The organism is Undibacterium sp. Ji42W (assembly GCF_049340405.1).
Lineage (GTDB): Bacteria > Pseudomonadota > Gammaproteobacteria > Burkholderiales > Burkholderiaceae_D > Undibacterium.
Window position 1 is genome coordinate 664,464 of record NZ_JBMPOV010000001.1, and the last position, 24,244, is coordinate 688,707.

Annotated in this window: 17 protein-coding genes and 2 riboswitches; of the genes, 10 read left to right on the top strand and 7 right to left on the bottom strand. The window is 51.2% G+C overall.

Going from position 1 to position 24,244, the window contains the following annotated elements:
* Positions 1–16: 16 nt before the first annotated feature.
* From ACO0LG_RS03215 to phnE, 4 genes are read left to right on the top strand one after another with little or no spacing between them, the layout of a single operon-like run.
* Positions 17–892: a putative selenate ABC transporter substrate-binding protein gene (locus ACO0LG_RS03215; protein ID WP_423023216.1), complete on the top strand. Its 876-nt coding sequence runs from the start codon at positions 17–19 to the stop codon at positions 890–892.
* Positions 892–1,770 carry a phosphonate ABC transporter ATP-binding protein gene (locus tag ACO0LG_RS03220; RefSeq protein WP_423023218.1) on the top strand — a complete coding sequence of 293 codons (879 nt, stop codon included), beginning with the start codon at positions 892–894 and terminating at the stop codon, positions 1,768–1,770. The genes ACO0LG_RS03215 and ACO0LG_RS03220 overlap by 1 nt, the downstream gene beginning before the upstream one ends.
* A 5-nt stretch (positions 1,771–1,775) precedes the next feature.
* On the top strand, positions 1,776–2,615 hold the full coding sequence (locus ACO0LG_RS03225) for a PhnE/PtxC family ABC transporter permease (RefSeq protein WP_423023220.1): 840 nt from the start codon (positions 1,776–1,778) through the stop codon (positions 2,613–2,615).
* Positions 2,612–3,415 (top strand): phosphonate ABC transporter, permease protein PhnE, encoded by an 804-nt coding sequence (gene phnE, locus ACO0LG_RS03230; protein ID WP_423023222.1) that lies wholly within the window; start codon positions 2,612–2,614, stop codon positions 3,413–3,415. The genes ACO0LG_RS03225 and phnE overlap by 4 nt, the downstream gene beginning before the upstream one ends.
* Before the next feature lie 9 nt (positions 3,416–3,424).
* On the opposite strand, the gene ACO0LG_RS03235 is transcribed toward phnE, so the two are convergent.
* Both ACO0LG_RS03235 and ACO0LG_RS03240 read right to left on the bottom strand, forming a co-directional pair.
* Positions 3,425–4,816, bottom strand: coding sequence for a YfcC family protein (locus tag ACO0LG_RS03235; protein ID WP_423023224.1), 1,392 nt, complete (start codon positions 4,814–4,816; stop codon positions 3,425–3,427).
* Between the two features lie 13 nt (positions 4,817–4,829).
* Positions 4,830–5,948 (bottom strand): succinylglutamate desuccinylase/aspartoacylase family protein, encoded by a 1,119-nt coding sequence (locus tag ACO0LG_RS03240; RefSeq protein ID WP_423023226.1) that lies wholly within the window; start codon positions 5,946–5,948, stop codon positions 4,830–4,832.
* A 310-nt stretch (positions 5,949–6,258) separates the two neighbouring features.
* Between ACO0LG_RS03240 and ACO0LG_RS03245 the strand changes: the two genes are divergently transcribed.
* The 4 genes from ACO0LG_RS03245 to ACO0LG_RS03260 all read left to right on the top strand — a co-directional run bounded on the left by ACO0LG_RS03245 (position 6,259) and on the right by ACO0LG_RS03260 (position 13,324).
* Positions 6,259–7,212, top strand: a complete 954-nt coding sequence (locus ACO0LG_RS03245; RefSeq protein ID WP_423023228.1) for a MurR/RpiR family transcriptional regulator — start codon at positions 6,259–6,261, stop codon at positions 7,210–7,212.
* Between the two features lie 92 nt (positions 7,213–7,304).
* Positions 7,305–10,019 (top strand): TonB-dependent receptor, encoded by a 2,715-nt coding sequence (locus ACO0LG_RS03250; protein WP_423023230.1) that lies wholly within the window; start codon positions 7,305–7,307, stop codon positions 10,017–10,019.
* Positions 10,020–10,168: 149 nt separating this feature from the next.
* The gene (locus ACO0LG_RS03255) at positions 10,169–11,407 is read left to right on the top strand and encodes a cyanophycinase (protein WP_423023232.1); all 1,239 of its coding nucleotides are present in this window, start codon (positions 10,169–10,171) and stop codon (positions 11,405–11,407) included.
* Positions 11,408–11,716: 309 nt separating this feature from the next.
* Complete coding sequence (locus ACO0LG_RS03260; RefSeq protein WP_423023234.1) at positions 11,717–13,324, top strand: methyl-accepting chemotaxis protein; 1,608 nt, start codon at positions 11,717–11,719, stop codon at positions 13,322–13,324.
* 62 nt (positions 13,325–13,386) lie between these two features.
* Here the strand turns inward: ACO0LG_RS03260 and ACO0LG_RS03265 are convergent, their stop codons facing one another.
* Both ACO0LG_RS03265 and ACO0LG_RS03270 read right to left on the bottom strand, forming a co-directional pair.
* The gene (locus ACO0LG_RS03265; protein ID WP_423023236.1) at positions 13,387–14,982 is read right to left on the bottom strand and encodes a hypothetical protein; all 1,596 of its coding nucleotides are present in this window, start codon (positions 14,980–14,982) and stop codon (positions 13,387–13,389) included.
* 190 nt (positions 14,983–15,172) lie between these two features.
* Positions 15,173–15,508: an energy transducer TonB gene (locus ACO0LG_RS03270; protein WP_423023238.1), complete on the bottom strand. Its 336-nt coding sequence runs from the start codon at positions 15,506–15,508 to the stop codon at positions 15,173–15,175.
* 309 nt (positions 15,509–15,817) lie between these two features.
* Here ACO0LG_RS03270 and ACO0LG_RS03275 point away from each other — a divergent pair, with 309 nt between their 5' ends.
* Together ACO0LG_RS03275 and ACO0LG_RS03280 are read left to right on the top strand one after the other, a co-directional pair.
* The gene (locus ACO0LG_RS03275; protein ID WP_423023240.1) at positions 15,818–16,270 is read left to right on the top strand and encodes a cache domain-containing protein; all 453 of its coding nucleotides are present in this window, start codon (positions 15,818–15,820) and stop codon (positions 16,268–16,270) included.
* Between the two features lie 280 nt (positions 16,271–16,550).
* Positions 16,551–18,674 (top strand): EAL domain-containing protein, encoded by a 2,124-nt coding sequence (locus tag ACO0LG_RS03280; protein ID WP_423023242.1) that lies wholly within the window; start codon positions 16,551–16,553, stop codon positions 18,672–18,674.
* A 73-nt stretch (positions 18,675–18,747) separates the two neighbouring features.
* Here the strand turns inward: ACO0LG_RS03280 and gcvP are convergent, their stop codons facing one another.
* From gcvP to gcvT, 3 genes are all read right to left on the bottom strand, one after another.
* Positions 18,748–21,636 (bottom strand): aminomethyl-transferring glycine dehydrogenase, encoded by a 2,889-nt coding sequence (gcvP, locus tag ACO0LG_RS03285; protein WP_423023244.1) that lies wholly within the window; start codon positions 21,634–21,636, stop codon positions 18,748–18,750.
* A 119-nt stretch (positions 21,637–21,755) separates the two neighbouring features.
* Entirely contained in the window at positions 21,756–22,133 is a 378-nt protein-coding gene (gcvH, locus tag ACO0LG_RS03290; RefSeq protein ID WP_423023246.1) for a glycine cleavage system protein GcvH, read from the bottom strand.
* A gap of 102 nt (positions 22,134–22,235) precedes the next feature.
* Entirely contained in the window at positions 22,236–23,366 is a 1,131-nt protein-coding gene (gcvT, locus tag ACO0LG_RS03295; RefSeq protein WP_423023248.1) for a glycine cleavage system aminomethyltransferase GcvT, read from the bottom strand.
* A 72-nt stretch (positions 23,367–23,438) separates the two neighbouring features.
* Positions 23,439–23,561, bottom strand: a riboswitch (glycine riboswitch).
* An 11-nt stretch (positions 23,562–23,572) separates the two neighbouring features.
* Positions 23,573–23,661: riboswitch (glycine riboswitch) on the bottom strand.
* Between the last annotated feature and the right edge of the window lie 583 nt (positions 23,662–24,244).

Sequence of the window (24,244 nt, forward strand, 5' to 3'; positions counted from 1 at the left end):
TTTTTCAGGAACTATTATGACTAATTTTGTTTCATGCTTTTCCGCGCCCCGTCGCAGCATGATCGCGGCTTTAGGCTTGCTAGCTTTTGCAGGCTTGGCAAAAGCGCAGCAGGTCTTGCGCGTATCCGCCATTCCTGATGAAGCACCAACTGAATTGCAGCGAAAATTCAAACCTCTGGGTGCCTTGCTAGAGAAGAAACTGGGCATGAAAGTGGAATTCGTTCCCGTCACCGACTATGCCGCTTCGGTAGAAGGCCTGATCAACAAAAAACTGGATATGGTCTGGTTTGGCGGCTTTACTTTCGTACAGGCCAAGATCCGCAGCAAAGATCAGGTGATACCGCTGGTGCAGCGTGAAGAAGATGAAAAATTCAAATCGGTCTTCATCACCGCCGATAAAAATATCACCAAGCTCGAGGACCTGAAGGGCAAGACCTTTAGTTTTGGTTCTGAATCATCCACTTCCGGCCATCTGATGCCACGTTCTTATTTACTGGCCGCCAGGATCAACCCTGATACAGACATGAAACGCATCGCCTTTTCTGGCGCACATGATGCGACTGTGGCTGCCGTATCGGGCGGCAAGGTGGATGCCGGTGCGCTGAATTTTTCAGTCTGGGAGAAACTGCTGGCGCAGGGCAAAGTCGATACCAAACAGGTGCATGTGTTTTACACCACGCCAGGTTACTATGACTATAACTGGTCAGTGCGGGCGGACATGCCTGCCGACATGCGCAAGAAGATCACGGATACCTTCCTGAACCTTGATCCTGCCAATCCGCAAGATAAAGAAGTGCTGAGCCTGCAAGGTGCGACACGCTTCATCCCCACCAAGGCGGACAACTACAAGGCCATAGAAGCGGCAGCACATAATGCCGGCCTGCTGAAGTAATGCCGGCAGCAACGTCGGCAGTAATAAGTACAGTACAGCTGCGTTTGCAGCAATTGAGTGTCGCTTTTCCCGGTGCAGTTCACACTGTACCGGTGTCCGGTCAAGCGCAACAGCAATACATACTTGAAAACCTGAACCTGATGGTGGCCCAGGGCGAACAAATTGCCATCATAGGCCCGTCCGGTGCGGGCAAAACCACGCTGTTGCACACCCTGGCTGCGGCGCATCGGCCAGCCAGCGGTCAATTCCAGTTTATGGATCAGGATGTCTGGGCGCTGTCACATACAACACGCCATATCTTGCGCCGTCATTTGTTCCTGGCACCACAAACCCCGCCGCTGCCTGCACGTCAGCGCGTGGTCACTGCGGTTCTGGCCGGCCGTTTGCCACACTGGACGCTGGCGCAGGCGTTACGCAATCTGATCAAGCCCACAGACCCGCTGGCTGCCTGGCAAGCCTTGCAACGATTTGATCTGCAACATAAGCTGTATGCAAGGGTAGATAAACTGTCTGGCGGAGAACGCCAGCGCTGCGGCCTGGCACGACTGTTATTGTCCGATGCCAGCCTGCTGCTGGTGGATGAACCCCTGTCTGCGCTGGACCCTACGCTCGCCCTGCAAACCCTGAACACCTTGCAGCTGGAAGCAAAGCAACGCAATGCAACGCTGATCTGCAGCCTGCATCAAGTAGAACTGGCGCGTCAGCACTTCCCGCGCATCATCGGACTGCGCGCTGGCAAAGTCCTGTTCGACAGTAATAAGGTGAGTGATCAGATGATCGCTGATCTGTACCGGAATACTGGTAGCCCTGAGCGACAGTCTTTGGATATGACTGCGCTGGATCAGCCTGATTTTTCTGACGCTCCACGCTGTTTTTAAGCAGAATGACACAGCAGACAAGCCATCCAGATATACAGCATGATCCCGCATGGCGCATGCGGGTAACTACCACCTTGTGCATGCTGGTGCTGCTCTGGCCCATGCTGCTGATCACTGAATTCAAGCCCTGGCAACTGATCAATGCGCAAAGCCTGGGCGCGACCTGGCGTTTCCTGTCCGGTTTTTTTCCACCTGCGCATTCCACAGAGTTTTTACTCATTGTACTGGAAGCGACCTGGCAAACCATCGCCATTGCTACGGCAGGTCTGACGCTGGCACTGCTGGGTGCAATCCCCATGACCCTGATCGTCAATGAGCATTTATCGATCTCACGTATAGGCAGTGGACGCATGCATGGCATGGCCAGGCTGTTGCGCCAGATCGTGCGCTGGAAGCTGGTATTGTTGCGTAGCGTGCCTGAGCTGGTCTGGGCCTTGCTGTTTGTGCGCCTGGTCGGGCTGGGGCCGACTGCGGGGGTATTTGCCATCGCCCTTACCTATGCTGGCATGCTGGGTAAGGTGTATGCCGAAATACTGGAAGCCAGTGATGCCCACGCCACCGACAGCCTGCTCAGGAATGGCAGTAGCCGTCTGACGGCATTTTTGTATGGGGCCTTGCCAAATGCCGCACCAGAACTGATTTCCTACACCATCTATCGATGGGAATGCGCGATACGCGGCTCTGTCGTCATGGGTTTTGTCGGTGCTGGCGGCCTGGGTCAGCGTATGGATGAATCCATGAAAATGCTGTCTGGTGCGGAAGTATCCACCATGCTCATCGTCTTCGTGCTGTTGGTGGGTCTTGCAGACCTGGCCAGCAAATTATTCCGCAAGGCGCTGGCATGAGTGCACTTGATAAGGAGATGCCAGTTGCACCGGCACTATTCAGTCCGCTGAAGCTGGTATTAAGTGTGAGCATCATCTTGCTGGTCGTCGCCAGCTTTGTCAGCCTGAATATCGAATGGCGCGCCCTGTTCAGCGACGACGCCGCAGGCAAAACCTGGGAGTTTCTGCTAGGCTTCGCGCCGCCAGACATCAACCCTGCCCTGCTCAAAAAAACCGCCTTCGCCTCTTTTGAAACCCTGGCCATGTCGGCACTGGGCACCCTGATTGCCGCCATCCTGGGTCTGTTGCTGGCCCTGCCAGCCAGCGGCCGCTTTGGCACCGTAGCAAAAAGCAGCACGCGAATATTTTTGAATGTGGCTCGTGCTATACCCGAACTGGTGTGGGCATCCATCATGCTGATCGCCGCTGGCCTGGGGCCATTTGCCGGCACCATCGCACTGGCGGCCCATACCACCGGCGTACTTGGCCGCCTGTTTGCTGAAGTATTGGAAAACGCCGCACCACAGGCAGAATCCACATTGCGCCTGAACGGTGCATCTGCTATCAATGTATTCCTGTATGCCACGCTGCCACAAAGCCTGCCGCAAATGCTGTCTTACACCCTGTACCGCTGGGAAAACAATATCCGCGCTGCCGCCATATTGGGAGTAGTCGGTGCTGGTGGCCTGGGACAGATGTTGAAGTATCATCTGTCGCTATTCCAGATGCAAACCGCCGCTACCATCATCATCGCTATGCTGATTTTGGTGGCCTTGGTGGATGCATTGAGCTTCGCGATGCGGCGCTGGCTCATGCATTGAGCAGTGAGGCTACCAGCTCATCAAGCAGGACACGGCCAGCAAACCCAGAGCCAGGACAAAGTACAGCAATTGCAAGGGTATCATCCACTTCGCCCAGGTCGCCCAGGGTATGCGCGCCAGCGCCAGCACGCCAACAGTAATACCGGATGTCGGTATCATCGGCGTCGTGAATTCACCAAACTGAAACGCCAATATCGCAGTCTGTCTTGTCACGCCGACCAGGTCGGCAAGCGGTGCCATGATAGGCATGGTCAATGCCGCCTGCCCACTGCCCGAATGAATGAAAAAGTTGATGACAGACTGGATCACAAACATCTTGTGCGCCGCAAAGATGGGATGTGATGACTGTACAAAAGGCATAAGGAAATTCAACATGGTGTCGATGATACTGGCATCACGCGCCAATATCATGGTGCCGCGTGCCAGAGCAATTACCAATGCGGTAGTCACAAGGTCCTTGGCACCCTGCATGAAGGCTTCGACAAAACTGTCCGCATTCAATTTACCAACCAGCCCCACCAGGATAGCCATGACCAGGAACAGGGCGGCAATCTCTTCTATATACCAGCTGTATTTGACCACACCCACCACCATGGCAATCAGTGTGAACAAAAACATGAATAGCACTGCCTTATGGGTCGATGTCATGCCAGTAAACCTGGTGAATTCATCGATCTTGAGATTTTTGCGTTTTTCTTCATCAAGAACGAAGGTAGGGCTCAGTTGTGGATTTTTCTTGATGCGTGCCGCATACCAGCTCAAAAAAGCTACTGTAACCAGTGTTGCCAGGAACCACGCAACCAGCCGGAAACCTATGCCAGAAAATAGCGGCACGCCAGCAATTCCCTGAGCTATCCCTACATTGAATGGATTCAAAAACGCAGCAGCAAAGCCGACTTGAGAACCGATAAAAGGTATCGACACGCCTATTACTGTGTCATATCCAAGAGCCAGAGCCAACGGGATAAATATCATGACGAAAGGTATGGCTTCCTCTGCCATGCCAAAGGTCGCCCCGCCCAGGGAAAAAAGAGTCACGAACAAAGGAATGATGCCCGCCCTGACCAGACTGGAATGGGTATGTGCCCTGGCCACGGATTTGATCATGGCATCAATCGCCTCGGTCTTTTGCAAGACAGCAAAAGCGCCACCGACGATGAGTACAAAGCCGATGATCAATGCCGCTTCAACAAAGCCCTTGATTGGTGCCATCATCAGGGCAACTGCGCCTTGCGGATTGCTGGTGACATAATGAAAACTGGCAGGATCTATCAGCGTCTTGCCATTCACCGCATGGGTATCGTATTTACCGCCAGGCACCAGCCAGGTAGCCAGCGCGATCAGTGCCAACAAGGAAAACAGCAGGACAAAGGTATTGGGCAATCTGAGTTTTTTCAGCATGGTGCACTCCTGGTCACAAGGACAGTAAATTACCGCTGCGATACGCAACAGGACCGGCGATCTTGGCGATACGCATGCCGTACGTGGCGTAGCGCCTGGAGACACGGGCAAATAAAATGCCGGATACAGTCGCCAATACCGGCGTCACTTGGGCACTGACCGGATCAATAATGTCTGCCACTCTCTCTCCGGCCTCGACCTGATCACCAACCTCTCTGGTAAATACCAGGATGCCAGCGTGCGGCGCACGCAAGGGTTCTACCCCTTCCAGCGGCGTAGGTTGGCACAAGGCTTGAGGCAAAGGCTGAGGTTTTCCACGCAGGTAGCCAGCATGCCTGAGGAAATTGATAATGGCCAAGGCATCTGCCTGCGCCAGTTCATGACTGACTTCGGATTCGCCACGCAACTCCACCGTAATGGACAGGCAGGCATTTGGAACAGGCTTCGCCGTACCGAAGTGTTGCGCCAGTTCCCACCAGTGACGTGAACAGGATTCATCAAAAGGATCATCACCCGACAATACCGACACCAACAACGCCTGCGCCCCCAGATAGGCAGCCAGCGGCATGCAATCATGCGCCAGCGGAGTACCCGTATATAAGTGCATGACAGCCTGGTTATCACAGTGCAGGTCCAGCACGATGTCAGCATCGACTGCCAGGGTTTGCAGGATTTTCTTTTGCTGCTCTGTCGCAGTTTCTGGCTGCCAGGCTTGCAGTACTGCCAGCGCCTGTTCGCGTATCAATTTTACATTTTCTTTTTCATCAGTACCTAGCTTGCCTTCCAGCAAAGGCAAAAGATACGGTGTCAGATGGCGATAGCCGCGGTTGAAATTGACACCAGTCGCCAGATCAAAGCGGCCAAAAGCCGTACCCTGTATGTCCTGTGCCAAACCTATAGGGTTGGCTACTGGCACCAGTACGATTTCAGCCGCAATCGCAGAAATTTTTTCATACTGCTCCAGCATTTCGCGCAAATAGTGATTCACCAGCATGCCGGGTATTTCATCTGCATGTAAAGAAGACTGTATATAGATCTTGCGACCCTGCCCAGGTGTGCCGTAATGAAAACTACGCAATTCACGTACCGTCCCGCTACTGATATCGGGCAAGGCATGGCGTTTTATCTGCATAAAAACTCTTTTCTTCGATGGTAATGATGGGATCAAAATCGAAAGCCGATTTTGAATTTACATGAATGTTGCCAGGATCACTCAAAATTCAAGCAGACACTGTTCCGGCGATGTTTTTTACAAACAGCGTAAAAACAACACTACGCCCGCTCGCTCTCACATGCAATTAATGAACGATTTTTTACATATTCTACATTTATGAAAATAAAACGACAAATAGTATTGAAAATATTTTTAAACAGGGCTACAGTTCATTCATTGAAAAAAGTTTTACTCAATGTTTTACTGAATGCTTTACCGAATACGGCACATGAAAAAATTAAATACCCCTGTTGAATCTGCCTCGCCGGACATGGTCTTTGCCAAATCCACGCTGGGTGAATCCCTGATGCTGGTCTTGCAGGAAGGTTCTGCATCCTATAAACGCATTGCCAATTTCCTCTTGCGTAACCAGGTCAAGGTAACGGCACTGGGCATAGAAGACATGGCAGAACAGTGTGATGTATCAACCGCCACCATCAGCCGTTTTGCGCGTGACATGGGGTTTAATAACTATGCTGGATTGCGCAACCAGATTGCAGAAGTAGTACAGGCAGTTTTCCAGCCGGTAGAAAAACTGCGCAATACCATAGAAGCCAAAAAGAATGCGCCTTCGCCTGCTCATACCAGCATGCAGTTTGCTGCTGCCAATATTGATGCAGCAAACCAGGGCATGTCTGAATCAGACCTGAACGAGGTAGTCAGCCACATCGCCAAGGCTAAAACCGTGTATGTCATGGGCTTTGGCCTCAGCGCTCATCTTGCTGGCATGCTGGCTCTGCATTTGCAACCATTCTGTTCACATGTGGTGGAAGTGGTGGGGTATGGCGGCACTGAAGTCGCGGCTGGTCATCTGGCGAATATTACTGATAAAGATGTACTCATCGTTATCTCTTTCCCACGCTATGCCTTGGATGTCATCAAGCTCACGCAGTTTGTACGCGACCATAGTGCCTGCATCGTCACTATCACCGATTCACCCGCCTCACCTATCGCACAACTGGGTAATTATTTACTGCTGGCACCCAGTACCCACGGTGTCTTGCCCAGCAGTGCCAGTGCCGCGATCGCAGTCATCGAAGCCCTGGTCAGCAGCATGATGGTGTCAAATAAAAAGAACGTGGAGAAGGCCATGCGCCTGACAGAAGCCATCTCAGCCTACTTGCATAGCGCTGACAACAACATCAAATACACACAGCCGGATAGCAATAAACCCAAGAAGTAAATAGACAAAATTAGCAAATCACAGTCACTCCCCGGAGTGCCTGAGGGGGATGCTTTTTTTAAATTTCTGTAAAACCTGAGGAGAAGAAGGCAATGGCAACGAAAAAGCAAACATGTCAGCCCATACCCAAGAAATTGGCTGTCGCAACCTGGTCGGCATTGAGCGTCATGGCGATGTTGGGCATGAGTACGCAAAGCGCATGGGCGCAAGCTGACAATGATCCCAATAAACCGCAACGTGTAGAAATTACTGGTTCGTCAATCAAGCGCATCGATGCGGAAACTGCCTTGCCCGTGCAAATCATCACCCGTGAATCGATAGAAAAATCTGGCGTCACCACGGCGGCAGAATTGTTGAGCAAGGTATCGGCCAGCACTGCTGGACTGACTGATGGGGCCAGCTTCAGTGATAACGGTGGCACACAACGTGGTTTCAATGGCGCCAACCTGCGTGGCATAGGTGTGTCATCTACCCTGATCTTGCTGAATGGCCGCCGCCTGGCCAATTTTGCCTCGCCCGGTACTTCTTCCGGCGTGGATTTGAATTCCATCCCTTCTGCTGCTATCCAGCGCGTCGAAGTCTTGAAGGACGGTGCGTCAGCCATCTATGGTGCTGATGCGATTGGTGGCGTCATCAACTTTATTACCCGTGCTGATTATCAGGGAGCAGAAATATCCGCCTATGTCGGCAATACCCAGCATGGCGGTGCTGACAAAAAAATCATCAGCCTGTCTGGCGGGATAGGCAGCCTGACTCAGGACAGATATAACCTCATGGGCGTTGCGAATTTCCAGAATACCGGCAGCCTGCGCTCTACCCAGCGCTCATGGATAGGATCAGCCTATCAGCCAGACATCAATCTCGATGTGGGTAGTTCCAATACTTTCCCTGCCAATGTACGCCGTACTACGGCCAGCGGTGGTGCTACCGGTTCGCGCCTGAATCCCAGCGCCCCAACTTGCAACCCACCTGCTACGGTATTTGCAGCAGACAGCTTTGTCGGTAGCAAAGCCTGTTTGTATGACTACATGCATGACACCGAGATTTTCCCTGAATCCCAACGCGCATCATTGTTGGGCCGTGCCCAGTTTGCGATAGATGCGGACAACACCTTGTTTGCTGAAGTGCTGCACAGTGACACCAAGACCACGTACCGTATCAGCCCGCTGACGGTCACCAATCTGAATTATCCGGTCACTGGAATTTACTATCCCAATGACCTGATTACGACCAATAAAACGCCTTTGCGCGTCGGCCTGCGCCTGAGTGCTGCTGGCCCGCGTACCAATGAAGTCAATGCAATTGCACAGCGGCTGGTGATTGGTGCCAAAGGCACAATTGCAGGCTGGGATTATGATACCGCCCTGAATCATAGCGTCAGCAAGGTTGAGGACAGATATGTCGATGGCTATGTCAGGACATCGGCTTTTGACAGCGCCTTTTTGACGGGCAAGATCAATCCCTTCGGTCCATCAGGAACTGAAGGAACAAGTCTGTTGAATGCCGCAAAAATCAGCGATGCGGCCCGTCAATCGAGGGCAACTACCGATGCATTTGACATCAAGGCTTCACGCGAATTGTTTGCCATGGCTGGCGGTAATGCCGGTCTCGCAATAGGTGCAGAATACCGTCGTGAAAAACTGGAATTTACCCCATCTGCGCTGCTGGCTGCTGGTGAGATACGCGGTGATGGTGCTGCATCAGCCTATGGTGGCAGCCGCACTGTCAAAGCCCTGTTTGCTGAATTGAATTTACCCATATTCAGCAACCTGGAAGCTCAGGCTGCCGTGCGTCATGACAGCTATAACGACGTGGGCAGCACAACCAATCCAAAATTTGGCCTGCGCTGGACTCCAGCTAAAGAAGTCGTGGTACGTGGCTCTTACAGTGCTGGCTTCCGCGCACCCAGCCTGGCTGACATCAATGAACCTGCACGCACGGGTCAAACCAGCGGCATCTATAATGACCCGCTTGGTTGTATCAAGACCGGCAATATCGACAATACCAAGAACCCGGATTATTGCGGCATACAGCCTGACCTGATCAAGGGTGGCACGGCCAATCTGAAGCCTGAGACATCGAAGCAGTTTTCTGCCGGTATCGTCGTTGAACCCAGCCGCAGCCTGACTGCCTCCCTCGATTACTGGCGCATAGAAAAGTCTGACACCTTGCTAGCCAATGAAGGCGCTTACTTCAGCGACCCAAAATCCAATCCTGGCTATGCGATACGTGGCCCGGCTGACCCCAGCCTGCCAGGCATCCCCGGCCCTATTCTGTCAGTGGATGGCCGTGTGAAAAATATCGGTTCGCTGAAAACTTCAGGTGTCGATGTCAACGTCAACTGGAAACTGCCAGAAAACAGCCTGGGCAAATTCAATGTCAGCCTGAACGGTACTTATGTCATCGACTACAAGACCCGCAACACTGCCGCCAGCCCGGAAGTGAATGGCGTCGGCATCTATACCGACACCCAGGTAGTACAGCGCTGGAGACATACCCTGACGTTCGACTTTGACCGTGGGCCATGGGGCGCGACTCTACAGCAGACTTACTATCAGGGTTATCACGATCAAAACGCCCTGGCCGATGGCAGCACCCGTGATGTACCCGCCTATGTCTTGTGGGATTTGAGTGGCAGCTATAAGTTCAGCAAGGCATTCAGCCTGCGTGCGGGCATCAAGAATTTGCTGGATACCAATCCACCACGTTCCAACCAGATATATAGCTTCATCGCTGGTTACGACCCTAGCTATACCGACCCGCGCGGCCGCTTCATGTACATATCTGCTAACTACTCGTTTAAATAAGCAGTATCAATAATCTGTTCCAAAGCAGCGCCTACGTGGATGTTAGGGACAACACTTGGTGTTGTCCCTTTTTTTAAATTCATAGCCATGGTAGTGAATTGAATCACTTACAATAGCAAAAAATCAGGACGGAATTAATGAAAATTTCTATGAAAAATACTAACCGACTGCTGCGTATTTTACTCAGCTGTCTGGCAATTTTAATCTGGCAATTACCCATGAATGCTCATGCAGAAGACAAGTCATTCCAACAATCGAAAGGTTCACTCGTCATCATAGGCGGCGCCTTGCGGGTCGATAATGCCGTGGTCTGGCAACGCATCGTGCAACAGGCGGGTGGCAAAGGCGCAAAGATTGCCGTCATCCCGGCGGCTGCAGGCAGCCCGGAAACATCAGGAGGATTTGCGGTCGAATCCCTGAACCAGCATGGTGCCCAGGCTTTTTTGATTCCCTTGTCAGTCAGGTATGCGCAATTCAAGCCAGAAGACATCGTCAGCGATCCGGTCTGGCTCGATAAGCTCAAAGATGCCAGCGGTGTGTTTTTCACTGGTGGCGACCAGGGCCGCATTGTGCAGGCGCTGGTCAAGCCGGATGGTAGCAAGACAGCGATGCTGGAAGCAATCTGGGCGCTGTATCATCGCGGTGGTGTGATCGCTGGCAGTAGCGCTGGTGCTGCCATCATGAGTACCACCATGTTTTATGATGCCAAGCCTGTGCTGCCTACGCTCAAGCTCGGCGTCACGGATGGCAAGGAGATTGCGGCTGGCCTGGGTTTCATCGGCCCTGATGTATTCATAGACCAGCACCTGATCATCCGTGGCCGCTTCGCCCGCATGCTGCCTGTCATGTTAAAAAAGAATTACAAACTGGGTCTGGGGGTCGATGAAAATACCGCGATGGTGGTCAGCAATCAAGGTGAGGTTGAGGTCATTGGCTATAAAGGTGCGATTTTGTTTGACCTGAGTCAGGTGACGACCAACGACACACAAAAGAATTTTAATATCAGCAATGCCCGCATCAGCTATCTTGACCGTGGCGACCGTTTTAATTTGCATACCAAAACGCTGACACCGTCGGCAGACAAACTGCAGCACAAGCTCAATCCTGCCCAGGCTTACAATACTGACCAGCGTTTTTATCCCGATATCCTGGCCAATACCGTGGTCACCGATCTCATGTTTCATTTGATCGATGGCAAGCAGGAGCGCGCCATTGGTCTGGCGTTTGGCACCGATGTACAGCCAGAACTGGGTTTTGAATTCAGCTTTAGCAAGGTGGCAGAAAGCCAGGGTTATTACTCCAATGCGTCTGGTGCAGAAAGCTATACCGTCCACAATCTGCGGCTGGACATACGGCCAGTCAGCATGAACCTGCCGCTTTACAAATAGAGCCAGCCAGGCCCCATCACGCAGGAGAGTCTTGACACTATCCTGCGATCTGCCCCTTCCCCAGCGCAACATCCGCGCCTTAATTTGTCGTTTGTTTGCAAATTCTTCCTCTCAGGCATCTGTGCTTCACTTACAATCAAGATAGCGCCCACACCGTGTACCTTGCGGGATGGGCCGCGTGATCGCCAATTAATAAAACTACGCAGACCTGCCTCAAATGCAGGTGGACTAGCCTGAGGTGATACCCTTTTTCTCTCGCGCATCCACCCAGCATCGCGGCACGCTGCATCAAACCAGTGAAACCACATCATGAAACTCAGCACCCGCATCATCTTGCTGTGCGCCATCACCTTGTTCGGCATTTCAGTCATTTCCGCTATTTCACTGTTCTCGCTGCGCCAGACCATGACCAGGGAGCGTACTGAGCAGATTTCCAATATGGTGGAAATGGCCCATGCTGCCATAACAAAAGCCTATGCGCTGGAACAGGCAGGCAAGCTTTCGCGTGAAGATGCGCAAAAGCAGGCGAAGTTGGCAATTTCCAGTTTTCATAAAGATGAAATGTATTTCTTCGTACGCGGCTATAACGATGATTTGTTGCTCGTGCACCCCAAGGCAGACCGCATCGGCGTTCCGCAAAAGGACATGAAGGAATCGGGTGAACGTTATCGCGCCTCACTGGAAAAAAGCAAGATAGGTGTAGTGCAGGCCTTGGGTACCAGGCCAGGCGTACAAGGCCAGGTAGAGAAAATCTATGCCGTCATGCGCTTCGCCCCGTGGGAATGGCTGGTTGGTACAGGCACTTATCTAGATGACATTAACGAAGCCTTCTGGCAGCAGGCAGGCATCATGCTCGGCGTAGGCTGCATCATGATGGCCATGGTCGGCGCCCTGGCCTGGCACATGACACGTTCGATTCTCGGGCAACTCGGTGGCGAGCCAGCTTATGCGGCTGAAGTGGTTGGGCATATTGCCGAAGGTGACCTGACTGCTGATATACAAGTCAAAGACAATGATCAGTCCAGCCTGCTCTTCGCCATCAAGACCATGCGTGACAAGCTGGCATCTGTCGTCAGTGAAGTACGTACCGGATCAGAATCCATCGCCACTGCCTCTGGCGAAATCGCCTCCGGCAATCTGGATCTGTCCAACCGCACCGAGCAACAGGCAGGCGCGCTGGAAGAAACGTCATCCACCATGGAAGAGCTGACTTCCACCGTCAAACAAAATGCCGACAATGCCAGGCAGGCCAATCAACTTGCTATTTCAGCATCTGAAGTGGCGACCCAAGGCGGCAGCGTGGTGGGCAAAGTTGTGGCGACCATGGGTTCTATCAATGAATCATCGAAAAAAATCGTCGATATTATCAGCGTGATTGACGGTATTGCCTTCCAGACCAATATCCTCGCCTTGAATGCCGCCGTCGAAGCCGCGCGTGCTGGTGAACAAGGGCGCGGTTTTGCCGTTGTTGCCAGTGAAGTGCGCAACCTGGCCCAACGCTCAGCCTCGGCTGCCAAAGAAATCAAAACCCTGATAGACAGCTCGGCAGAAAAAGTGGAAGAAGGCGGCAAGCTGGTTGCCATCGCCGGTTCTACCATGGATGACGTAGTTGCCAGCGTCAGGCGCGTGACTGATATCGTCGCCGAGATTGCCTCGGCCAGCCAGGAGCAAAGCTCAGGCATAGAACAGGTCAATCATGCGATTGTGGATATGGATAATATGACGCAGCAAAATGCCGCTTTGGTGGAACAGGCATCTGCTGCTGCGCAAGCCATGAATGAACAGGCTGCGGCGCTGGCGCAGGTGGTGAATATTTTCAAGGTGCAGCAACAAGTGAGCGCTGCACCTCAGGTGAGTCGGGCAAACAGTCGTCCAGCGCAAACCCGCCAGGCCAATCAGCCACGCCGCCTGCACTAAATCGCAATTAGCTAGCTCGTCATTTAAGTCGCAATGTAAATCGCCACTAATCTGGAGAAGAGTTAGAGAAAAATTTTCCCGCTCAATGCGGCAATAATGTTCTGGCGCCGCAAGGCCTGTTCACTTGCCGTATTGTCGCGGCTTGAATTGACAGAAAGATCAATAACGCTAGTCTGTTTGTCTGGTTGATTTTTGGTATCCACCAGCTTACCCAGCTCATAACGGGATATAGTCAGGTTGCGGTCATGGCTTTTTTCCAGGCGCGCACTATTCACCTGATTTTTTTCAAATCCAATATCCAGTTTGCTGCTCTCGTGATCGTCGACCTTCACGTAGCGATAATTCTGCGAACTCTTGCTCTCATCAAGCACCGGTTTTTTGCCTGACTTTAATTCGAGATGAAAGGCTGCACTAAGGCTGGACTCCAGATTCTGGCTGATCTTTCCACTCGTCAGATGCCCTTCCTGTGTAGTCTTCTGGCTGGTCTGGAAGTTGAAATAATCACTTTCCTGCAAGCGCGCCGGATTTGGCGAGGTGCTTACGCCTTTGATCTGCGCATCAAAGTCTGCCAGGCCGGTTAACAATGAACCGGCACTGGTATCCCAAAAGGCTGGTGCCTTTGCTGGCACCAGACCTCGCACACTATCATCATCATCCGATGTATTGATTTTCTGCATGGCAGAAAATGCTTCCTTGTATTGCGATACCAAGCTTTCATCGGCATTGCCACGCTTTGCGGCACTGTCGACTTGCCCCAGAAATTGCTGGATAGCGTTATTTCTTTGTGTCGCGTTTCCCCTGAGCCCTGCGTTATCATGCTTGACATCAATATCAATGACACCACTGTCCGATGTCAGCTTGAGCTGGTGATGTGATGCATTAATCTTGTAATCCAACTGCCGGTCACCTGCCTTGATATTGAACTCCAGCGAACTGACAACAGAGGTATCAAAGCCTGACAATGCACCCAGATTGATCTTGTTATCCGTAAAATAACTTTGCGCTGCCGCTTCCAGGCCGGCTGCCAGTTTATCGAGTGCCTTGCCATCTGTTTCACTCAATTCAGCATCGCTGCTGGCTTCTACACTCAGGCCATTGGCATTGCTTTTGATAGACAACGTAACACTACGTCCTGAAGCCAGCTTCACACTCAGCCCCAGGCTTTGGTCTGGTCGGTCACGCAAATCATTCAAACTGACCTGGCCAGCTTCGGCCACGGCTTTGCCGTCAGCACCGGCATCCAGAGATGTCGTGATGTAGGCCTGTTTGACATCTGCGCCAGTGGAATGCAGGCGGTCTATGAGGCCAGTAGCCAAGCCATTGAAACGCCCTGAGTTGGTTGTCGTGGCGATCGCATTTTGTTGCAGCAAATAACTGAAATGATCGTCGCTTTTGTTTTCCCACCATTGCGAGGGTGCAGCAGTTGCGGATGCAGAAGAGGTGATACCAGCCTGGTTATAAGTCTGACCAATTGCAACATTACTTGATGACCGTAAATTGACTTGATAAGAGCTTGTGGATGCCACTGAATACGAATTGGCATTCGCAGGTAAGGCTGATGGTGCAGAAGATGCAGGTGCGGCCTGGTTGTTTGCATTCTGCACCTGACTGATACCAGGGCTGACTGCCGTATTCAAACTTGTAGATATAGTTGACATGGCTCACTGACATCCTTGAAATAAACCCTTGCTTAATCTTCAATTGATTATCGACAATGTTTATTATTTCTTTAGCAAAAAGGAGATAAAAAACCGGATTATTCATGCTGCTATGCACATAAAAAAAGAGATGCCTGCGCATCTCTTTTTGAAATCTTGCTAAGCAGAACTCTAAAAGTTCAATATCTGATCAGGAAAGGCTCCAAACATATTCCAGCTTGGTCCACGCTTGTTGTGGCTTGCCGTCTTTAGCACCTGGTTTGAATTTGCAGGAAGAGTAAATTTTCTGTGTTGCCTTATCTAGCGCTTTGGAGCCGCTGGATTTCTCTACTTTGGAATCAACTACAGCACCGTCAGGGCCAATCAACACGGACAGTACGACAGTGCCGGTTTCTTCATTCATCAGGGCCGATTTTGGATAAACAGGTTTTTCGCAAGTTTGCTTATCGAGAGAAGGAGCCACTTCACTGGCAAACGCGGAGAAAGAAGAAACGAGGATAGCGGTAGCGAGAAGTAATTTTTTCATGGGAGTAAAAATAGGAACAGAATTCAGGGAAAAGTTTTATATTGCCACATGGAAACAGGTGCGTATTTTACTGCACATTTTTTCCGCAACGCAATATTTTCATGAGGAAATTCATAGCTGGAATGTTAAAGATTGTGCCCGTTTATCATCTGGAATCATTCCCTTTGCGCTATGACAATACTCGTTAAGAATTGTTGCTTCCACGCATAGTGGCTTTGCTTTTATGCCCTATCTCCACTAGTCTTAAATCAGACATCTTGCTGCCAAAGAAGTTGATGATAAAAATAGAATGTTTTAGGGAGACAAGGCATGAAAATCCTCAAATTAATGGTGGCATTGCTACTGGCAGTCCAATGGCAATTTGTCATGGCCGACGACAATCCTGCCGATGCCGTCGCCATGGTTGAAAAGGGGTTGGCCTATATGCAGAAAAATGGCAAGGATGCCCTAGTACAGGAAATCAATAATAAAAATCCCGACTTCATCAATGGTTCGATTTACCTGTATGTACGTAGTCTTGACGGCATCGTCATTGCTCACCCTATCAATCCCAAATTGATAGGCAAGAACATGCTGGACTTGCCTGATGCTGATGGCAAATACTATCGCAAGGAGATTATTGCACTGGCCAGGAGCAAGGGCAAAGGCTGGGTAGATTACCGCTACAATAATCCCGTCAGCAAACAGATAGAAAACAAGACTACCTATATTTTCCGCAGTAATGATGTGATACTTGAAGCAGGAATCTACAAAGGAAAGTAACTTTTTACAGCTATTGCCAGACAACAAGGTATCGATTTTTTCGATGCCTTTTTTTGCTACGCTAAAAATTAGAACTGTAGAAATAATCTCTTCCAACCACTTTGTACGGCATCGTACAGACGTATAAGTTTTCATCAAGTAATTTCTGTCCAGGCATCATGACAAGAGAGGTCAAGAGACGTTCTTGTATGGACAAGGGATTTATAGCAAACCAGCTGGCGACTCCGCCACTGCAGTCTTTGGCTGCCTTCATTTTGTAAAGTTTACAAGGAGCCAGCTCATGGCCAAGAGAATTCTCGTTATTACACCTGTTATTGCCGATGCACTTGCGCTTCAGGATGCTTTACTTAAGGCCCGCGATGGCTATTATGAAACCGTATTTGCAGATAGCCTGTCCAGCGCTGCAGAACATCTGCAAGACAAAACCAAGCCAATTGATATCATACTGCTTGACTGCTTCCTGCCAGACAGCAAGGGCATAGCCAGTTTTCAGCATCTATTTTCAATAGTCCCCAAAATTCCCATACTCACGATCTGTGACACAGACCATGCACTGGCATTAGAAGCCGTAGAATTGGGTGCACAGGGTTTCCTGACCCGAGGTCATTTTTCCAGTTATCTGGTGCCGCAATCACTGCGTAATATCATTCAACGCAAAGCAGTTGAAGATGCTGCCTACCTGGAAAAAGCGCGCGCAGAAATCACGCTCAATTCTATCAGTGATGCGGTCATAGGCACGGACATGGCTGGCAATATCGATTATCTCAATGTTGCCGCTGAACATATCACTTTATGGAAGCGCGAAGAAGCCCAAGGAAAAACTATCAGCACGGTCATGCCACTCATACAAAGTGAAAACAGGCAGGTCAAGGCCAACCCTGTCATGCAGGTGCTGCAACAGGACACAGCTACGACCCTGACTCCCGGCACCATACTACTCAGGCGTGATGGTAGCGAGGTAGCGATTGAAGACTCTACTACCCCCATCCATGATGCGTATGGCAATCTCGCCGGTGCCGTTATGGTATTTCGCGATATCACGGCGACCCAGGCAATGGCAGTAAAAATGTCCCACCTGGCACAACATGATTTTCTCACCAATTTGCCTAACCGCGCCCTGCTGAATGACCGCATCGCACAGGCAATTGGCCTGGCAAAACGGCGCGAGACACACTTGGCTGTGCTTTTCCTTGACCTGGATAATTTCAAGCACATCAATGACTCTTTGGGTCATGCCCTGGGCGACATGCTGTTGAAATCAGTGACCGAACGCCTGTGTGCCTGCGTGCGCAGTTCTGACACGGTCAGCCGCCAGGGTGGCGATGAATTCGTGATACTGGTGACCGATGATAAGTCCGCAGAAAATGCGGCCTTTACTGCCGAGAAATTATTGAAGTCTCTGGCAACGCCACACAGCATCAATGGTCATGAGCTATATGTCACTACCAGCATAGGCATCAGTTCATATCCTGCAGACGGCGCTGATGCAGAGACATTGATAAAGAACGCCGACACCGCGATGTACCAGGCCAAGGAAAAAGGCCGTAACAACTACCAGTTCTTCAAGCCAGAAATGAATGTACGTGCAGTGGAGCGACAAGTCATAGAAGCCAATCTGCGGCTGGCAATGATACGCAATGAATTCTCCTTGCATTATCAACCCAAGATCAATCTGGAAAGCGGCGCTATCACTGGTGCCGAAGCCTTGCTGCGCTGGGACCATCCGCAATGGGGCATGGTGCCACCCATACGTTTTATAGGCATTGCAGAAGACTGTGGAGTCATCATTCCGTTAGGACGCTGGGTCTTGCGTGAAGCCTGCGCCCAAACAAAAAAATGGCAGGATGCAGGATTGACGATTGCAGAAATTGCAGTAAATATTTCAGCCGTTGAATTTCGCCGCCAGGATTTTGTTGAGGCTGTACGAACCATATTGCAAGAAACCGGGCTTTCTCCAGCTTGCCTGCAACTGGAAATCACCGAAAGTGTCCTGATGCGCAATGCAGAAAGCAGCATCGCCATACTCCAGCAATTGAAAGAAATGGGCATACAACTGGCCATCGATGATTTTGGTACTGGCTATTCCAGCCTGAGTTACCTGAATCAATTTCCGATTGATGTCTTGAAAATTGATCAGTCATTTGTGCATGAAATAGGTGCCAGCAAAGCGGGAGGTGATGGCATTATTGTCAGCGCTGTCATCGCAATGGGAAACAGCCTGAAACAAAAAGTCATTGCAGAAGGTATAGAAAAACAGGGACAACTGTCATTTTTAAAAGCCCAACATTGTGAAGAAGGACAAGGCTATATTTTCAGCCGACCACTGGCTGCGGAGCAATTCGCAAAAATGCTGCGTCTCGGGATTACTGCGCATGCCCCTATTCCTGTGTTGATGCCGAATTGATTTATCAAGACTCAAAGAAAAAAAACGGACATGCGAGCATGTCCGTTTTCATTTATAGCAAAGCAATCAATACTTATTCGTAATCGCTGACCGGTATGCAGGAGCAGAACAGATTGCGGTCACCATAGACATTATCGGCACGGCCAACTGGCGCAAAGTATTTATTCTTGCGCAGGGAGGCTACCGGGTAAGCCGCCACTTCACGACTGTAAGCATGCGGCCACTCATTGGCAATCAACACTTCTGCCGTGTGCGGTGCATGCTTCAGCGGGTTGTCCTTGGCGTCGAATTCACCACTGGCTACTTTGGCGATTTCTTCACGGATGCTGATCATGGCATCGATGAAGCGGTCGAGTTCAGCCTGGGATTCGCTTTCTGTCGGCTCTATCATCAAAGTGCCAGGCACAGGGAAGCTCATGGTTGGTGCATGGAAACCAAAGTCGATGAGGCGTTTGGCCACGTCTTCATTGGAAATACCAGTAGCATCTGTCAATGGACGCAGATCCAGGATGCACTCATGCGCGACCAGGCCATCATGACCGCTATACAGTACAGGGTAATGTGGGGCCAGGCGTTTGGCGATGTAGTTCGCTGCCAGGATCGCTGTTTCTGTTGCTGCCTTCAAACCTTCAGAGCCCATCATGGCGATGTACATCCATGAGATAGGCAAGATGCTGGCAGAGCCAAATGGTGCGGCGCTGACGGCAGAGATACCGTCTTCACCACGGACATAGCCAGTGGATTTCTGGTTAGGCAAGAACTTCGCCAGATGCGCACCAACTGCAACCGGGCCTACGCCTGGGCCGCCACCACCGTGAGGGATACAGAAAGTCTTGTGCAGGTTCAGATGGCTGACGTCACCACCAAACTTACCTGGTGCGGCTACGCCGACCAGCGCATTCATGTTCGCACCATCGACGTACACTTGCCCACCGTGGCTATGCACGATGTCGCATAATTGCTGTATGCCTTCTTCAAACACACCATGCGTGGATGGATAGGTCACCATCGCTGCTGCCAGGTTGGCGCTGTGTTTTTCTGCCTTGGCTTGCAAGTCAGCCAGATCAACGTTGCCTTTGTCATCGCAAGCCACCACAACCACATCCATGCCTACCATGCTGGCAGATGCCGGATTGGTGCCGTGTGCAGAAGATGGGATCAGACAGATATTGCGATGTGCTTCACCACGGGATGCATGATAAGCCTGGATGACCAGCAAGCCTGCGTATTCACCTTGTGAACCGGCATTGGGTTGCAGGGATACGGCGTCGTAGCCAGTTGCTGCGCACAGCATGGCTTCCAGCTGATCGATCATTTCGCGGTAACCGATGGTCTGGTCATTGGGCGCAAATGGATGAATGCTGGAAAATTCTGGCCAGGTTACCGGGATCATTTCGCTGGTGGCGTTCAGTTTCATTGTGCATGAACCCAGCGGTATCATGGTGCGGTCCAGCGCCAGGTCTTTGTCTGCCAGGCTGCGCAGGTAACGCAGCATTTCATGTTCTGCGTGATAGCGGTTGAAAGTTGGATGCGTAAGGTAAGTCGTGCCGCGTGTCAGCGCAACTGGATAGGCATCATTGACGCCAGCTTCTATCGCTGCAAAATCTGGCGTTGTTGTGATGCCACTTGCCTTGGCAAAAATCGCCCACAGGGCTTCAACATCAGCACGCGTGACTGTTTCATCCAGAGAGACACCGACTTGTGTTGCACTGATCTGGCGCAGGTTGTAGCCAGCAGCCTGGGCGGCCAGATGGTATGCCGCAGCATTGGCGACATTGACTGTCAGAGTGTCAAAGTAAGTCGTGTTGGCGATAGCCAGACCTTGTTGCTTCAGACCGCCAGCTAACACACCCGTCAGGCGGTGTACGCGCAAGGCGATCTGACGTAAGCCTGCAGGGCCATGATAGACGGCATACATGGAAGCAATCACTGCCAGCAAGACCTGGGCAGTACAGATATTCGATGTGGCTTTTTCGCGGCGGATATGTTGTTCGCGTGTTTGCAAGGCCAGACGGTAAGCCTTGTTGCCTTGCGCATCAATAGTCACACCAACCAGGCGGCCAGGCATGCTGCGCTTGAACGCATCGCGTGTACCCATATAGCCTGCGTGGGGGCCACCAAAGCCCAGAGGTACACCAAATCGCTGGCTGTTACCAACGACCACGTCAGCGCCCCATTCGCCTGGCGAAGCGATCAGTGTCAACGCCAGCAAATCAGCAGCAGCGATGACCATCGCGCCCTTGGCATGCAAGGCAGCCGCATATTCACGGTAATCAACGATGGAACCATCTACGCCCGGGTATTGCAGCAAGACGCCAAAGCAATCATTATCCAGCGCTTCATTGCCCGCGCAGGTGCGTACTTCTATGTCCAGTGGCTTGGCGCGGGTTTCTATGATTTCGCGTGTTTGTGGCAAGACATCGGCAGCGACATAAAACACATTGGATTTGGATTTGCCTACGCGCTGTATGAGCGTCATGGCTTCAGCCGCAGCGGTGCCTTCATCAAGCATCGATGCATTGGCGATGTCCATACCAGTCAGGTCAGTGATGACTTGCTGGAAGTTCAAGATGGCTTCCAGACGGCCCTGGGAAATCTCTGGCTGGTAAGGTGTGTAAGCTGTATACCAGGCAGGGTTTTCAAAAATATTGCGCAGGATCACGCCAGGCGTATGCGTGTTGTAATAACCCTGACCGATCAAAGACTTCAGTACACGGTTTTTTGACGCCAGTGCCTTCAATGTTGCCAGTGCTTCCTGTTCGGACTTGGCTTCTGTGAATTGCGCCAGTGGCAGCACATCGTGACGGCGAATATTGGCCGGGACGATGGCATCAATCAGGGCTGTGCGGTCAGCATAGCCCAGGGTTTTCAGCATGGCGGCTTGTTCTGCTTCAGAAGGGCCGATATGGCGAGCGATGAAAGCGTCATGCGCTTCCAGTTGGGTCAGTGAAGGACGGGTCATGGTATATGGGGTACAGAAGAGTAACGTGGAATATCAGGCGGAGCTATGCAGGCAAACCGCATTCAGGCAAATCCATATTAAAAGAGGCAGCCACAGGACCACCTCTTTCAACTACATAATCAAGCGATGTTCTTGGAATAAGCTTCAGCATTCATCAAGGCATCAACATCAGCAATATTTGCTGGCTTCAGTTTAAACAACCATGCAGCAAACGCATCAGCATTGATAGCTTCTGGTGCATCGGCCAATTCTTCATTGATGGCGACAACTTCACCAGTCACTGGTGCATAGATATCACCAGCCGCCTTGACGGATTCAACCACGGCGCAATCCTTGCCGGCTTCGAGTGCTGTGCCAACTTTAGGCAGATCAACGAAAACGATATCACCCAAAGCATCCTGAGCAAATTCAGTAATGCCGACAGTGATCGTGCCGTCTGCTTCTGTGCGTACCCATTCGTGGGATGTCGTGTATTTCAGGTCTGCTGGTACGTTCATGATGGGCTCCAGTTAAATAAATTGTTTTAAATAATAATGAGTGGCTAATCAAATGAAGCTGTACTGGATTGAACAAATACGCAGCACAGCTTGCAGATCAAATTATACGGCCAGGATTTTGCCGTTACGGACAAAGGGCAGTTTGACAACAGATGCTGCCAATTGCTTGTCACGGATAACAACATGCACAGTATCGCCTACAGACACGCCCATAGGCAAACGCGCCAGTGCAATTGCCTGTTCCATGGTGGGGCTGAAAGTGCCGCTGGTGATTTCGCCCTCACCTTGCGCGCAGACGACTTTTTGATGGGCGCGCAGGATGCCACCTTTTTCACGCAGGATCAGTCCCAGGAACTGGGCGTTCTGGCCTTGTGTTTGCAGCGCTTGCTTGCCAATGAAATCACGTTCGCTGACCAGGTCTATGGTCCATGCCAGACCAGCATCCAGCGGGTTGACTGTTTCATCCATGTCCTGTCCATACAGATTCATGCCAGCTTCCAGACGCAAAGTGTCACGCGCGCCGAGACCAGCAGGTTTGACACCAACGGCTACCAGGGCATTCCAGAAATCAGTCACGCGATCGGCAGAAACAGCAATTTCAAAACCGTCTTCACCTGTATAACCAGTACGCGCCACCATGACTTCACCGAAGGACGTGTCGGCAACAATGACTGCGTTGAATGGTTTGATTTCTGCACTGGCAGCTTTGGTTTCTGGCAAGACTTCCCATGCTTTGGCGCGGGCATTCGGGCCCTGCACCGCCACCAGGGCAAAGGCATTTGCGCCATCACGGCGCTGGGTAATTGTCAGGCCGCTATTGGTTTCTGCATTGCGGGCATTCATCCAGGCAATGTCTTTTTCTGCTGTGCCAGCATTGACAACCAGGCGGAACCAGTTTTCGCTGAAAAAATAAATGATCAGGTCGTCAATGACCGTGCCTTCAGGCTTCAACATGCATGAATACAGGGCCTTGCCAGCTACCTGCAATTTATCGACATTGTTGGCGACCAGGCCACGCAGGAAGCTGCGGACGTTCTCGCCTTGCAGATCAACGACGCACATATGGGATACATCAAACATGCCGCAATCAGTGCGCACTGCATGATGTTCTTCGATTTGGGAACCATAGTTGACAGGCATGTCCCAGCCGCCAAAATCAACCATTTTTGCACCCGCCGCACGATGGGCTGCATTGAGAGGAGTTGCCTTGAGTGATGTCGCTGCTTGCGTCATGAGTGCCTCGTTACCAGATTGAAGGGACGAACAAACGCATGTCAGCGTATAACCGCTGCATGCGCTGAAATCGCATACCCCTCTGTCCTGGTACCTGAGAGATTACGGGAGCCATGTATGTTTGCTGCCCGCGCGCACCTTCGGTGGGTAGTCCGGCGACTTGCTCTGCCGCTACCGCTCTCCAGAGTTGGGGCAACTTTTAACTACCCCGTTGATCGGTCCTTTGTGCCTGAGAGTTTTTTGGGTATTAGCCCCTTCGGCGGTAACTTTCGTCACGCTCTCCCGATCAAGTAGCGCGATTATATAAGGCTTGCAAGGGCTTGGGTAGTTGAGTGTGGAAATATTTACAGAAAAGTAGTTAGTTCATGCTGAAATTACTAAATTAGCAAATAAAGTTTTATTGAGGAAAATTCTTTGTATTTGAATTCCATTATCAAATTGATTATCGGAATGCAGTTTAAATTCAACCGTGCAACTTACCTGATAGCAAATACTATTGGTCAATCAGGCGTCTATTCGGTGCGCACAGCGCACCCTACCAAACACAGTAATTTGTAGGGTGCGCCGCGCGCACCGGTTTTGGGTTTTGGGTATTGCCGTTGCCGTTGCCGTTGCTTTTGATGTTCGCCGTTCCCATGTGTCGACGCCGTTTGTGCAGCACAGAAAATGAATTAAGAAGGAGCGCTGTCTGAGCGTAGCGAGTTTTGGGCCTTCCCATTTTTTGTGCTGCACAAACGGGCACCCCCTTTAGGGCTGATCATTACCCACATATTACTTATTGCTCCGCATGATTAGAAACATGTCGGTGATATGTGGCAGGTGTTGGAATCCGCGCCATAAAACTTGAGGGCCAGGTGCGCCGTCGCCTTTACGTGCCA

Coding starts and splice junctions, on each gene's coding strand:
- phnE (WP_423023222.1), top strand. CDS start 2,612: ATGAGTGCACTTGATAAGGAGATGCCAGTTGCACCGGCACTATTCAGT.
- ACO0LG_RS03220 (WP_423023218.1), top strand. CDS start 892: ATGCCGGCAGCAACGTCGGCAGTAATAAGTACAGTACAGCTGCGTTTG.
- ACO0LG_RS03280 (WP_423023242.1), top strand. CDS start 16,551: ATGGCCAAGAGAATTCTCGTTATTACACCTGTTATTGCCGATGCACTT.
- ACO0LG_RS03270 (WP_423023238.1), bottom strand. CDS start 15,508: ATGAAAAAATTACTTCTCGCTACCGCTATCCTCGTTTCTTCTTTCTCC.
- ACO0LG_RS03265 (WP_423023236.1), bottom strand. CDS start 14,982: ATGTCAACTATATCTACAAGTTTGAATACGGCAGTCAGCCCTGGTATC.
- gcvT (WP_423023248.1), bottom strand. CDS start 23,366: ATGACGCAAGCAGCGACATCACTCAAGGCAACTCCTCTCAATGCAGCC.
- ACO0LG_RS03275 (WP_423023240.1), top strand. CDS start 15,818: ATGAAAATCCTCAAATTAATGGTGGCATTGCTACTGGCAGTCCAATGG.
- gcvH (WP_423023246.1), bottom strand. CDS start 22,133: ATGAACGTACCAGCAGACCTGAAATACACGACATCCCACGAATGGGTA.
- ACO0LG_RS03255 (WP_423023232.1), top strand. CDS start 10,169: ATGAAAAATACTAACCGACTGCTGCGTATTTTACTCAGCTGTCTGGCA.
- ACO0LG_RS03245 (WP_423023228.1), top strand. CDS start 6,259: ATGAAAAAATTAAATACCCCTGTTGAATCTGCCTCGCCGGACATGGTC.
- ACO0LG_RS03215 (WP_423023216.1), top strand. CDS start 17: ATGACTAATTTTGTTTCATGCTTTTCCGCGCCCCGTCGCAGCATGATC.
- ACO0LG_RS03240 (WP_423023226.1), bottom strand. CDS start 5,948: ATGCAGATAAAACGCCATGCCTTGCCCGATATCAGTAGCGGGACGGTA.
- ACO0LG_RS03250 (WP_423023230.1), top strand. CDS start 7,305: ATGGCAACGAAAAAGCAAACATGTCAGCCCATACCCAAGAAATTGGCT.
- ACO0LG_RS03235 (WP_423023224.1), bottom strand. CDS start 4,816: ATGCTGAAAAAACTCAGATTGCCCAATACCTTTGTCCTGCTGTTTTCC.
- gcvP (WP_423023244.1), bottom strand. CDS start 21,636: ATGACCCGTCCTTCACTGACCCAACTGGAAGCGCATGACGCTTTCATC.
- ACO0LG_RS03260 (WP_423023234.1), top strand. CDS start 11,717: ATGAAACTCAGCACCCGCATCATCTTGCTGTGCGCCATCACCTTGTTC.
- ACO0LG_RS03225 (WP_423023220.1), top strand. CDS start 1,776: ATGACACAGCAGACAAGCCATCCAGATATACAGCATGATCCCGCATGG.